The 12,683-nt window shown below is 54.4% G+C and carries 11 protein-coding genes; 5 read left to right on the forward strand and 6 right to left on the reverse strand.

From position 1 onward, the window contains the following. Positions 1-15: 15 nt before the first annotated feature. Complete coding sequence (locus AC2D8P_RS03515; RefSeq protein WP_484700487.1) at positions 16-264, forward strand: hypothetical protein; 249 nt, start codon at positions 16-18, stop codon at positions 262-264. Between the two features lie 64 nt (positions 265-328). Here the strand turns inward: AC2D8P_RS03515 and AC2D8P_RS03520 are convergent, their stop codons facing one another. The 6 genes from AC2D8P_RS03520 to AC2D8P_RS03545 all read right to left on the reverse strand — a co-directional run bounded on the left by AC2D8P_RS03520 (position 329) and on the right by AC2D8P_RS03545 (position 6,552). Then, positions 329-1,639 carry a hypothetical protein gene (locus tag AC2D8P_RS03520; protein WP_484700489.1) on the reverse strand — a complete coding sequence of 437 codons (1,311 nt, stop codon included), beginning with the start codon at positions 1,637-1,639 and terminating at the stop codon, positions 329-331. A gap of 39 nt (positions 1,640-1,678) precedes the next feature. Then, positions 1,679-2,467 (reverse strand): hypothetical protein, encoded by a 789-nt coding sequence (locus tag AC2D8P_RS03525; RefSeq protein ID WP_484700491.1) that lies wholly within the window; start codon positions 2,465-2,467, stop codon positions 1,679-1,681. 12 nt (positions 2,468-2,479) lie between these two features. Continuing rightward, positions 2,480-2,860, reverse strand: a complete 381-nt coding sequence (locus tag AC2D8P_RS03530; protein WP_484700493.1) for a hypothetical protein — start codon at positions 2,858-2,860, stop codon at positions 2,480-2,482. Between the two features lie 139 nt (positions 2,861-2,999). Beyond that, complete coding sequence (locus tag AC2D8P_RS03535; RefSeq protein WP_484700495.1) at positions 3,000-4,337, reverse strand: dynamin family protein; 1,338 nt, start codon at positions 4,335-4,337, stop codon at positions 3,000-3,002. Positions 4,338-4,348: 11 nt separating this feature from the next. Continuing rightward, on the reverse strand, positions 4,349-6,373 hold the full coding sequence (locus AC2D8P_RS03540; protein ID WP_484700496.1) for a GTP-binding protein: 2,025 nt from the start codon (positions 6,371-6,373) through the stop codon (positions 4,349-4,351). Beyond that, a complete protein-coding gene (locus AC2D8P_RS03545) occupies positions 6,373-6,552 on the reverse strand; it encodes a hypothetical protein (protein WP_484700497.1) in 180 nt (59 codons plus the stop codon). The genes AC2D8P_RS03540 and AC2D8P_RS03545 overlap by 1 nt, the downstream gene beginning before the upstream one ends. 751 nt (positions 6,553-7,303) lie before the next feature. Between AC2D8P_RS03545 and AC2D8P_RS03550 the strand changes: the two genes are divergently transcribed. The 4 genes from AC2D8P_RS03550 (at position 7,304) to AC2D8P_RS03565 (ending at position 12,655) form a co-directional block, all read left to right on the forward strand. Then, complete coding sequence (locus AC2D8P_RS03550; RefSeq protein ID WP_484700498.1) at positions 7,304-9,685, forward strand: protein kinase domain-containing protein; 2,382 nt, start codon at positions 7,304-7,306, stop codon at positions 9,683-9,685. An 83-nt stretch (positions 9,686-9,768) separates the two neighbouring features. Then, complete coding sequence (locus AC2D8P_RS03555; RefSeq protein ID WP_484700500.1) at positions 9,769-10,743, forward strand: FHA domain-containing protein; 975 nt, start codon at positions 9,769-9,771, stop codon at positions 10,741-10,743. Between the two features lie 19 nt (positions 10,744-10,762). Further along, positions 10,763-11,527, forward strand: a complete 765-nt coding sequence (locus AC2D8P_RS03560) for a PP2C family protein-serine/threonine phosphatase (RefSeq protein ID WP_484700502.1) — start codon at positions 10,763-10,765, stop codon at positions 11,525-11,527. A 63-nt stretch (positions 11,528-11,590) separates the two neighbouring features. Further along, positions 11,591-12,655: a LysM peptidoglycan-binding domain-containing protein gene (locus tag AC2D8P_RS03565; protein WP_484700504.1), complete on the forward strand. Its 1,065-nt coding sequence runs from the start codon at positions 11,591-11,593 to the stop codon at positions 12,653-12,655. Positions 12,656-12,683 lie beyond the last annotated feature (28 nt).

A 12,683-nucleotide genomic window follows, 5' to 3' on the forward strand; every position in this document is an offset into this window, starting at 1 on the left:
TGTAAAGGGTTAGCGATGCTCGACACATTGGGATTTCAAAACGCCATGTGCTCCGCTTTTGAAGAGGAAGTGGCCACAGATAATGTCCCCGCGATCAAGGCTTTGCATGAGTTGGTGCAAAACCTGCCTGACACGATGGTCTCTGGCGTCATGGATGATCTGAATGATTTTGAAATGACCGGGATCATTTCACCCCGCATCGAAAAAGTTCTGCAAAGAACGCTTTGCCTGATCCACGCCAACCAAATCGAGGCACGCATCTGATCATCTGAATTGGTCAGATAGATCAGGAATACTGTGCGCCCGGAATGCAAGCCTCACAAAATGATCAGGCAACTTCACCATAGTTGGCGTTTCTCTGCCCGGCCCAGCTCAAACAATCGCTAAGCTGCCACAAGACGCGCATCGCATCAGCGGCCACCAGTTCCGCCTCCTCGAACTGTAGCAGAACAAGCAAATCGTCGGCTTTCTCAAACTCCGGAATCAACCAGTCGGTTTCCTCAGACATCGCGTCAGAGTTAACGAGGTCTTCAAGGAATATGTTCACGAGGTTATGGGCCTCTTCAACAATCGCTGAACTTTCCTTGACCTCATCTGCCGCAACTCTCGCCTTCATGGATCGAAGCTGCCCCTGCCAGCGCTCCAACAGTTCAGCCATCGGGTCATGCGACGCCATAGAATCATTCTTTGGCACCTCGGCCAATGGCGCGGGTTCTTGCGGGGCTGTTGCTGGTTGGGCGAGTTTTTCCGAAGGTACGGCTTGGGCAATCTGTGACATCACCGGCACCACATAGCGCTGCATGGCGCGTCTGACGCGCTGCAACCGATCAGCCTGATAGGCTTCTACCGCTGTCATCAACGCCGCCACCAGCTCTGGGGCGCCACTCTGCTCCCACTGCTGTTCAGCTTGCCCATCCCCATCGATCAACGCCTGCCATGCCTGGGAAATCACAACGGGAACAACTTGACGAAACATGGTCTGGCTTTGCCCCGAAACCATGGCCTGCACCGTCTCTGACTGCGACGCATCCGCCTGATCAAGATGGGACAGTACCAACAAGCTGTGCTTGCGCAGATGTGGCGGCAACAATTGCCAATTTTGCTGCTCCACCTGAAAATCAGATGTGGTCACATCGCTGCACCACAACAATACATCGGCAAGCCGTGACAAGGCAAATCGCGCTTCTTTGCCGCGCGACCGATGATCAACACCAGATACATCGATCAGCCACAAATCGGTCAACGCATCGCAATCAATTTCAAACGACACAACATCCGGGCTTTCCGCCAATGCTGATGTTACATCCAGCCCGTCAAAGACTTTCTCCGCCCGATCCCACCATCCGGCCAAAGTCCGTTCGGTTTTGGAATATCGCAAGATAACCGGCGGCAACAAATGCGCATCTGGTCCCGATGGCACGATATCAACACCGGCTAGTAGATTGACTAACGTGGATTTGCCTGTTCGTCGGCCACCGGCAACCGCGACGCGCACCGGTGCCGTCAGCTCATCAATCAGAGATTCCGCGTAATCCACCGCCTTCTCGACATTGGCGTCCAACGGCAGAGGCAGATCGTCAGTGGCCGCCAAAAACCCCTGCAGCTGCGATACATATTTATCAGCGGTTTCAGCAGCCACGATATCCCCCTACAGGGTACAAAGCTCTGTAGGCTTTCATCATTGCCCTGATCCCGTATTCGACTTTGTCCATTTTTGCACCAGCCGGGGCAGATCGGATGTGGCGCCTGCATGAAATGTTGCATTGGCCTCCTCGACCAAAACGCCAACGATGTGATCGGGGTTGTCAGAACAATAGCCGACAATCCACTTTCCCTGGCCCAACGGATGCGCGGGCGGCAGGTTGATCAGCTGAGTGGCAATCTTGCGCAGGTTTTCGTTCGGGGCCAGATCATCCGGATTGCCCGCAATGACTGCGACACCATTTTCACCCGGCGCAATCAGAGCCCGCGTTTGTGACACCGTCCCCAAGACATCCTCGAAACTGCCCTCATCATCCTGAACATCTGGTGCCCCTGATTGGGCATCGCCCAACAGGCCAGAGTTACCAAGATAATCTTGCAACTCCCCCTGGCTCAGACCGATTTCATCCGTATCCGGTGCCTCTGACAACGGTTGGGCCCAGACACGCAATGCGCCGTCTGTGCCAGCAAACTCTGCCAGCAACTTGGCAGCGCGTGCCAATCTGACCTCGCGACCGTCTTGTTGATGTATCTGGCTTCCGCCCAGATCGGATTTTATCAGGCGGCCACTATTTGCAATCAGCGTGCAGTGCCGAGACCCGATTTCCGCATGGATCGCGCGTGGCAATATGGCCCCGCCAATCTCAGACAGCAGACCTTGCAACTTCGCGTCTTGCGTCGTGGCCCCCAATTGCCGCCACCCGTCATGACGCGCATTAGACAGATCAACTGCCTGATCCAAAATCGCCAAGATACTGTCTCGCACCTCCATAACCGTCTAACTTTCCAGCAATAATTCCGCGACATTGTTGCGGTGAAACCGCACAGCATTGGTGATTGCAATTGCATCTCCCCCAACACCGCATTGATAGCACAACACCTGATCCGGCTCATTCGGTGCGCGGGCGTAAACCTGCAACCCCTGTGGGGAATATACCGAAAACTGGTCAAGATCTTCTTTCCCGGACAAACCAATCAGGCCCAGGTCCTGCGAAAACAGCATCGCGGCACAATCTGCCATTTCGTCAAATCGTTCTTGCGGAACTGGTTTGGCACTGGACTTACCCAGAACCAGCCCGGCCCGTGTATCGACCAGACACAAGGACATGCAGGTCGGAACCAGATCCAACCCCTGATCCAATGCGCTATTCAGAAACATCTGCCGCTACACCCGCCGAACATTATTGATACCAATCAGCCTATAACCTGATCAGCTTTTATTGACCATAGTTTGCCCAACTCGCCCGGTCAGTACCAGTCCGAAATTGCAAACTATGCCAGACTGTTGTTCGAAAAGATCACCGTCCCCCGGCAAACATCTGATGTTGGTCCAAGGCGTCGACAAATTCCTCTATCGCGGCCAGAACATCGGCAACCGTTTCCACGTTATTTGCTGCCAAAGTTTGCTGCCACAAGGCGCGCGCGGTTTGCGGCGCGTCCGGCATCTCACCTGTAAATTCTACAGTTGATCCAACCTCATCCTGCGCCGGTTCTGCCGAGCGCAGCATCTCATGTACTGACTGCAGCCGTTCGAGGTCATCATTGCCCTCTTGCGCGGCCTCATCAGCTACATCTTCATCTGGCAAGGAATAGGAGCCAGCCTGTTCCTCATAGACGTCAGCGTCATAGTCACCTTCAGACCAATCAGCCTCCGCAACCGGTTGGTCAACAAACTCATCATCCTCCACCGTTTCCGGTGCATCGTCAGAAACAAAATACGTATCCGCATCCGCGCCTAACACCAGAGGCGGTGTTGAAGAATTGTTTGTGAAATCATTCGCTTCCGCATCATCCGCCGCCGGGTAAAGCTCCTGCACTGACGATGGCTCTGTTTCGGCCTCCACCTCTGCCAGGCGCTGTGTGTCCGACTCGGCCTGGCGTTGAACGCGAACGGGCCGGATGGCCGAAACCGTGGCCGCACCGGGCACATCTGCAATGTCCTGCGTCAGGTTCTGCAATGTTTCCCGCAACAATTGCCCACCGCTGCTTTCCAGCAATTCTTCCAGATCCTCGTCCTGCACTGCCAACAGCGCGTCGGTGGCCGAAAACATGATGATGCTTTCAAACAGGTCACCCGCTTCGCGCACCAAACGGCGACGCACCCGTTCGCGCGACCGTTCATCAAGCTTGTCAGACCGCGTCGCCAACAAAATACTACCTGCGCGCAGCTCTTCGGGAAGCGATACCCAAGCACTGCGCTCACTTTCACGCCAAGCTTGCGTTGCATGGGTACACCAGATCATCGCATCGGCATTTTCAATCGCCGTTTCCTTGTGAAATTCAGGAATATTGGGGTCAGAGATGCCGGGCGTGTCGATCAGATCAAGATTGTCCAGGATCGCAGCATCAGAAAAGATTTTGATATAGCGGACATTGGCAACATCCAGCGACTGGATATCAGACAGATCCAACGGATGCTGATGGTTCTCGGAATCGATGTAAAAAGTCTCGCCCGTTCCCTGACTGATCCAGACCGGGGGAACATGTGTGGCTGTCACCTGTGTCGGCAGAACCTCGTCGCCCAGCAGGAAATTGATCAGCGTGGTTTTACCGGCGCTAAACTCCCCCATAAGTGCAATGCAAGGTTTGGTGCCCTTCATAACGCGGGCGCAATTCTGAACGTTGTTCTGCAACATGCTTCTGCTCCTCAGGCGGCCTGTTCTTCCAGACCTTTCAATATTTCATCAAACACTTCGACCGATTGCGCCCCTTGCGAAGCTGTGACCAGCTCTGTCCGCACTTCAGTGTCTTCGATGCCGGATAATCTACTAATAGTTCCAACATGTTCCGCGGCAAAGTTCTTGTAAACAGATCGACATTCGTCCAACACCGGCTGCACCTGGCTGTTATCCAATTCGTTCAGAATGGATTGTGTTTCGGCCCGGATCAGCTGCGCATATTCTGTCGCAGAGGATTGGAACCCGCGCCGGCGTTGCCACCAACGACGCCACCAATTTCCCTGCAGGTCCAGCGCGATGGTCTTGCCCAGCCCCACCGGGGGTGGCACCTGTGGCGCATGGGGGGCTTCCAGACGGAAATCTTTCAACTCATCACCCAGCGCCTGACGGTAAACTGCCTCGACATTAAATGCCGCGTCCTGCAACAGCGCCTCGACCTTTTGGCCAACAGACCGGGAAAAGCCTAGATAGGCGGATCGTTGCAGCACACGCAGACCCGCCGGATCGTATTGCCACTGCCCCTGTTCCCCGTGCCGTTCAAAGTGGTTAATCAGGGAATCCGTGGCGCGGCGAACGAACCCGTCCTGCGCCTTTTCCAGCCGGGCCAGCAAATCCTTGTGCAGCGCATCGCATAAGGTTTCCATCTCGGCCTCAAAATGCTGGGTTACTTTTCCAATCGATGCCACCAGATCAGCCGCATCGACTTCGATCACCTGCGCGTCAGAGCCCCGTTTTTGATCTGCGGCTATCACCGCGCGCGCCTCATTGGCCAGATTTCGCGTTCCACGGCTGATTTTATCCAGGAAATGCTGGGCACTACCATCTCGAACACGTTCAGAGATCGCGGTCAGCAGTTCGGCCAGACCAGAGGCACGCCAGATTTGCTGCGCCTCATCCTCACCTTCCACCTCAATCAGTGTCGGCAGGTAGCATTGCAATGTCTTGGCTGAATCACCGTGCAGCGAATCCGGGTCATCCAGCAACGCTGCCTCTGCCCATTTCGCACTGCCAAAGATAATCGGAATTTCGGTTTCAACCTTGTTCGCCTTCAGCGTCTTAACAATGCCCTCCCGAATTTCCGGGATTTGGGCGGCCGGGTCACGCAGTTCATCGACACGGTTGATAAACAGGATAATCTGACGTTTTTCCATCGTCGCGATGATCCGCATCAGTGCCAGATCAACCGTCGACAACGCCTGATGCGCTGACAGGACAACAACGCACAGCTCTGCACCGCGCAGGCTGCGCATGGTGATCTGTTCGCGCATCATGAATGTATCGTTCACGCCCGGCGTATCGCACAGATGCAGCGGCATCTTGTATTCCGGAACGTCCAAAAATAGATCGGCCGATTTTGTGATATCGGCAAACCGACCGGTTTTGGAACTGATATCGTCCATGTCATCATCATCACCAAGGCTGACATACCGCTCCATCAGTTCGGTATCGACATATCCGTAATCATGGTTCTGGCCCAACAACAGTTCAAAGTGGCGGCCCAATCGTCTTTCGGTCTTCTTCCGCATCAATTCAATCTGGCGCTGAACCTCCAGCGCCTCTTCGGATGCACCGGCACGCTCGGCCAATTCGCCCAGCCGTCCACCGCCAACCATCAGATTATCCCATTCGTTGCGATTGAAAAACGTGAAACGGGATTTCACCGGATCATCGGTCGCCTTGCTCGCTTCGCCCCGCATCATGATATTGGTCACGACAGAGGTCCAAGGGTTCACATCGGATGGCAGCAGTCCTGGTTGCCCGGCCATTACATTGGTCAGCGCGGTTTTTCCGGCCTTGACCTGTCCGACCATGATCACCTTGGCTGCAAAGCTGTCCAGACGGGATCGCAACGCCGAAGCACGCGCAGCCGTTCTGGAATCCGCAGCGGACACCAATTGCTCCAAACGCGACGCGAGATCCTGGAACGCTTCGCACTGTGCTTGTATGGCGTCATTGCCTACGCTCAGCAAATAAGAGTTTGAAACTTTCTGCATCAGATCACCTGGTTACCGTTAAATACTTTGGGAAGGGCGGCTGGATCAGTCCACCAACCGCGAATCGCAGAACATGTTGAAAGCGCAGAGGTAAACACGTGATCGCCTTGCACCCCAAGGGCCTGGCCCGTCGATTGGTCGATATGTTCCAATTCAACCAAGGCAGCGGTTGAGTTCATGCTAACGCTCTGAATTAATTTATTTGGATTCAATGCATTAACGCGATTTCGCCCCGACGGATGCCCCCCGAGATTTCGATCTAACACACTGAAACTGGCCGCAAACATTTCCTCAGACCCTGCCTCGTATAACTACAAGAGAGATCCAGAAAACGCACCCGTCTGGCGCTGTCGCCCAATCTCCCACATTCCAGCGGTATCCGGGCTTTATGGCAAAAACGTGTTACCAAGGTGTTTTGATGAAGCATTCACATTATTGTTGCGCAGAGAAAACTGGATTTTCCCTTTAAAGTTAACAAATTGTTTTCTCTCCACTGGCTTTCAATTGTGGAATGTTTCCAAATCGGACATCGCGATCCGAGCACATTGGTCCTGTCTAAACTGGCCACAGGGAAGGATAAGTGTTTCTGGTTTCACGGTGCCAATTCGAACCCACGTGGAACCTTTCAAAAAAGCCCCGATTGGACTGACCTAAAACGCAGTATCAACCAATCATTTGATCGATGTTTTAGGACCATTTCCCTCAACTTTTATGGCTATTCGAATGGCTTTTTCAAATTTCCCAGAAACAATTTGGCCAAATCTGCGCAATTAGTGCGATTTTCCACATTAAACCTCTTTAGTGCCCCAATTTTGCCGGGTTCTCAAACGAGCAATGTCGTCATGGTTGTTTCCAATTCGGGAACTTCAGGACGGAACTAGGTCAACGGAGTTGCTCCGGTAGACCAACGGCTAATTTGGGAATGTCGAAATGGCGCAAGGCGAGCTCGCAGGCACCGACAAAGATGAAGATACGTTCGGGGTGAGTGGAATAGACGAGCTCCAACCGGGAACCGTGTTGTTGCATGGGCAATACACGATTTCGCGGTTTATCAACAATGGTGGCTTTGGCATCACCTATCTGGCCAAAGACAGCCTGGACCGCAAAGTCGTCATCAAGGAATGTTTTCCTGGCGCGTTTTGCCGCCGGACCAACACCATTGTCAGCGCCCGGTCGCGCGCCCATCAAAGCGAGCTGAAATCCATCATTCGCCTGTTTGTGCAAGAGGCGCGCAGCCTGTCCAAGCTGGTGCATCCAAACATCGTTGGCGTGCATCAGGTGTTCGAGGACAACGATACAGCCTACATGGCAATCGACTTTATCGACGGCAAAGATCTGTTGGATGTTGTCGAGGACCCGACAATTCAGCTGGAACCACAAGAAATCGTTAGCATCACACGAAAGATGCTGGATGCGATTGGCTTCGTGCATGAACATGGGGTTTTGCATCGTGATATCTCGCCCGATAACATCCTGCTGACACGCGACCGCGAACCAATCCTAATCGATTTTGGCGCAGCGCGCGAACATGCCTCCAACACCAACCGTGCCCTGTCGGCACTGCGTGTGGTCAAGGATGGGTATTCTCCGCAGGAATTCTACATTGCAGGCAGCGAACAAGGCCCGTGGAGCGATCTCTACGCCCTGGCCGCATCGCTTTATCACGTGATCAAAGGTGTGGCCCCCGTGAATGGTCAAGCCCGACTGGCAGCTTTGGCAGAAAATCGCGCTGATCCTTATGACGCCCTAACAGGCCGGGTCAAAGGCTACCCGCCCCGTTTCCTAGAAGCGATCGACAAGGCCCTGAAAACCCTTCCCAAAGAACGTCTGCAAACCGCGGATGAATGGCTGGCCATGTTGGATGGTGCCGCATTTGCAACCGGAAAAGTGGACGGAAACCCCGAAATCGCGATTTCAAACATCCTGAAGGAAGAGGCCGCCATTCAAGCCCAGCTGGATCAGCAGAAGCTTGAAGCGCTGAAGAAAGCCGAGGAAGAGGAAATCGCCCGCAAGGCCGCCGAAGCCGCCGAAGTTGCAAGACGTGCAGAAGAGCAAGAGGCCGCAGACGATTTCGACGAAGATGAAGAAACCATTGACGAGCGAATTCATCAAATCTTCGTCGACGAAATTCAGGGTGCATCCAAACCACGCGGGAAAACCGGCCTGATGCTTGCCGGATCGGTCATTGCCATCATTGCCGTTATCGGTGTGGTTGGCATGGGATTTATGTCTGGCGATGACACGGTTGAAGTCGCGCCTGCCGTCGACGTCCCTGCCCCGACCGATTCAGGTGCACTGGACACTGATGGCGCGGACACAGTGCTGGCGGCCGAACCTGAGGCCACCCCAGAAACAAGCATCGCCCCCACTACCGATCTGGCGACTGCGGGCATCACCGACGTCGCATCCGCAGACCCTTCCGAAAGTGTAGGCGACAGCATGGTTTCGGTTTCTTTTGACCCCGTATCAGAGCCAATTGCCGAGGACACCACGGCAATTGCAGAAACGATCGTAGAAGAAACTGCGCAGGCCATAGACACGACATCCCTTGATACTGGCGAGGATATATCTGGCGTGACCGCTGCACGTGCCATCGCCGAAACAAATCTGACCACCCAGCCAGAGCTGAGTGCAGAGGTGACCACCGCCCCAGTGGACGAACTGTCCTCTCTGCTGACAACACCAGATGAACCCGCTCCAACCATTGAGCTGACCTCAAATCAGGTCGCGTTTGCCCATTGGGATATCCATCTGCCCTTCACGGTGTCCAATCGCCGTTTCAGCGGCGCCGACGTTGCCATGATCACCAATATCAAGGCGGACGCGAACCTGAATGTTTCTGGCACCTGGATCAAGGAAGGCACGCTGATCTATTCCATCAATGGTGATCCGCTGGACAACCGTCAGTCATTTGCTGTGCGGATCCTGAATGACCTGTCTGTTGATCCCGATGGCTTTACCCGTGTGGCCGTGCGCTTCAAGGCAGACGCCGCAGCGCGGTTTGAACGTGGCCTCTTGGCTGTTCCTGTTGTCCGTCAGATCGGTTTGGCCAATGGCGTCATTCTTGATGTTCAGGCTGGCGCGGAAGGTTGGGAAACGCATGTCATCTCTGTCCCAGAGGGCAGCAAAACCATGCTGCGGGCCGGGGACATCCTTTTGGCTGAAAGAGAATCTGGCATCCGGCTGGATTCACCCGAAGCGCTGGATCAGGCACTCGGCGCTTTGGTCGAATCCAATACACCAACAGCCAGTTTCAGAGTCGAAAGAAATGGCGGCATGGCCGTGGCGGAGCTGGACCTGAAAACACTTTAAAATTGCCACTCAAGGCACTGAAACAGATACTAAACTCGTGGATAATCCACACAATTACAGGAGATGAACCATTGATTAGACGGATGAGCCCCCTGGCCCGACTTACCGGCCGCGACACCCGCATCGGTCTTGTCGCTGAGAACAAAAGCGATGTGGAACCATCTCAGGATCAGCCAAAATCTGATCAGGAACCTTTTGCCCGGCTTGCCAGCCAAAACGATGCATCGGACACGACAACGGATAGTAGCAAGCCAGCCCCGCTGACCCTGCACTCCCCGATCCTGCCTGAACGCGTCCGCCGGACACCCCAGGGTGAGGAAACACCTCCCATGGCAGAGGACACAAATCCCGAAACCATGTCTGATCTGGAAACCCTCAATGAGGCATCCGAATACAAACCGGATATGAGCGCGTTCGCTGAACCCTCCCAGCCATCCACAGAGATGGGCAGCATGATGGCGGATGAGCCCTTTGCAAAACCGGACCCATTGGACCGTGCACCATTGATTACCCCCCCGCCGGCACCAGAACCCGAAATGACAGCCGCTGTTTCAGAATCCGCACCAGAGGCATTCGAAGCGCCGGCAGCAACCCCGACCCCTGCCCGTCGCAGCAGCCGGGTGAAGACCACATTTCTTGGTTTTGATCGGTCTGATGGGCATGCAGAGGATCTGTTTGACAGCCCTGCAAATGAAAAAGCCACAACAAACGCCATGTTCCCCGTGGGATGGCTTGTGGTTACCGAGGGCGAAGGCCGCGGCACCAGCCTGGCCATTCATGACGGCGTATCCCAAATCGGCCGTGGAGATGACCAAGCCATACAACTGGACTTCGGCGACAATAGCATTTCGCGCAGCAATCACGCCGCGATCGCCTTTGACGAAGAAACCCGTGCCTTCTACCTGGGCTACGGTGGCAAATCGAACATCGTGCGCCTGAATGGCAAACCAGTTCTGGCCACTGAAACCCTTGAAGATGGCGATATGATCCGTGTTGGCGAAACGACGCTGCGTTTCATCGCATTCTGCGGACCAGAATTTAGCTGGAAACAAGATTGAGCGAGCATTTGACACCATGATGTACGATGTTGCAGCCGCGATTGATAAAGGGCGGCGAGACTATCAGGAAGACGCCGTCGCGATTGACTTCCCCGAAGAGGAAGGCACCGGATTTGTGGTGCTTGCCGACGGGATGGGCGGGCACAAGGCAGGTGATATCGCCAGCCGCATCGCCGTGATGAAAGTGTCAGATACGCTCAAGGAACATCTGGAGGTGAATGACCTGCCGCAGGATGACATTCCCGAAGTGCTGCGCGCTGCGACGATTTCCGCCAACAATTCGATTGCCTCTTACGTTTCGCGCAACAGCGAAGTCGCGGGAATGGGCACGACCCTCGTGGCACCGATCTTGTCGGGCAATCAGATGCACTGGATTTCCGTCGGGGATTCGCCGCTGTATCTCTTTCAAAAAGGTGAACTGCATCAGGTCAACGAGGATCATTCGCTAGGTCCACAGATTGATCTGATGGTCAAAACAGGCATGCTGGATCCGGAAACCGCACGCCATCATCCCGACCGCAACTGCCTGACGTCGGTTCTGATGGGATCGGACATTCCCAAAATCGACTGCGGCAAACCCCCGGTTTCCCTTTCCCCCGGCGACATCATTGTCGTGTCCAGCGACGGGTTGCAGTTTCTGAGCAACGATCAGATCGGCAGCATTCTGGCTGAACACCAATCCGCCGACAGCGAAACCATTGCCAATGCATTGATGCGCGCCATCCGTGATCTGGACGATCCGGACCAAGACAATGTCTCATTGGCGGTCATCAAAGTTTTCTGACGAGTAACGCGTTTTTCATACCCAGCAACAGGCAATTTTCGCCTTGAAAACAGGATATTGAGGATGAGAACTATGAAAGTGGTCTTAACTGCGGCCGTTCTTGGCGCCGCGGCGGTCAGCTTCTCCGCAGACACAGCAAATGCCCAATCAGCATGCGAGGTCTACCGCGTCAAAGCTGGCGATACATTGCGCAAGATATCTCGTCGGGCATATGGGACTGACGAATTTTTCGCTTCGATCTACGAGGCAAACATCACAGAGATCGGGCGAAACCCAAATATCATCGACATTGGTCAGGTTCTGCAACTACCTTGCGAGGACGGCACGCTGCCCGAAACGGCAGCTCAGGTTGCTACTGAGGTCGGAAACAACAATGCCCGTATCACACTGATCACCGCAAATGGCTATCTGCCCTATACCGACGAAAGCCTCCCCGGTCGCGGCCTGATCACCCGCCTTGTCGAAACCTCAATTCTGCGCGCCGATCAGGATCAAAAGGCCGATGTGGTCTTTGTCAATGATTGGGCCGCACATCTGGAGGCCCTGCTGCCGTCATTGGCATTTGATGCCAGCTTCCCATGGTCAAAACCCGATTGCAGTGCAGGCGACAAGCTGACAGCGATGGAACGGTACAGCTGCGAAAACTACGTTTATTCGCAACCGCTATATGAAATCGTCGATGGGTTTTTCGCGATCAAAGGCAGCGGCTATGACGCAACCGGCAACATGATCGAATTGCGTGGCGCCAGCATCTGCCGCCCAGAAGGATATCCCACAAGCCACCTGCAATCCATGGATCTGATGCCACCGGTGACCGAACTTGTTCAATTGGAAACCGCCGAAAAATGTTTTGATGCACTTATCCTTGGCCAAGTCGATATCGTCTCTCTGGACACGCGATCCGGTGATGCGTCACTGGCCGCACTGGGGCTGAAAGACGAAGTCGTGGTTAACCAACACCTGATGTCGATCGTGCCTCTTCAGGTCGCCGCACATAAATCCAATCCAGAAGGCCTGCACGCCATTGAGCTGTTGAACCGGGGGCTGCACGAAATGCTCAGCACCGGAGAATGGAATTCAATCGTAGCCGATGGTCTGCAGCACCAGATGGAGATTTTTATGAACTGACACAATTCGGGGGCAAACCACAGGCGGT

The sequence above is a fragment of the Roseovarius sp. YIN77 genome (assembly GCF_057219155.1).

Excerpts from the sequence above, each read along its gene's own strand:
- AC2D8P_RS03545 (WP_484700497.1), bottom strand. The coding sequence starts at position 6,552 with ATGAACTCAACCGCTGCCTTGGTTGAATTGGAACATATCGACCAATCG.
- AC2D8P_RS03530 (WP_484700493.1), bottom strand. The coding sequence starts at position 2,860 with ATGTTTCTGAATAGCGCATTGGATCAGGGGTTGGATCTGGTTCCGACC.
- AC2D8P_RS03535 (WP_484700495.1), bottom strand. The coding sequence starts at position 4,337 with ATGTTGCAGAACAACGTTCAGAATTGCGCCCGCGTTATGAAGGGCACC.
- AC2D8P_RS03515 (WP_484700487.1), top strand. The coding sequence starts at position 16 with ATGCTCGACACATTGGGATTTCAAAACGCCATGTGCTCCGCTTTTGAA.
- AC2D8P_RS03540 (WP_484700496.1), bottom strand. The coding sequence starts at position 6,373 with ATGCAGAAAGTTTCAAACTCTTATTTGCTGAGCGTAGGCAATGACGCC.
- AC2D8P_RS03560 (WP_484700502.1), top strand. The coding sequence starts at position 10,763 with ATGTACGATGTTGCAGCCGCGATTGATAAAGGGCGGCGAGACTATCAG.
- AC2D8P_RS03550 (WP_484700498.1), top strand. The coding sequence starts at position 7,304 with ATGGCGCAAGGCGAGCTCGCAGGCACCGACAAAGATGAAGATACGTTC.
- AC2D8P_RS03555 (WP_484700500.1), top strand. The coding sequence starts at position 9,769 with ATGAGCCCCCTGGCCCGACTTACCGGCCGCGACACCCGCATCGGTCTT.
- AC2D8P_RS03565 (WP_484700504.1), top strand. The coding sequence starts at position 11,591 with ATGAGAACTATGAAAGTGGTCTTAACTGCGGCCGTTCTTGGCGCCGCG.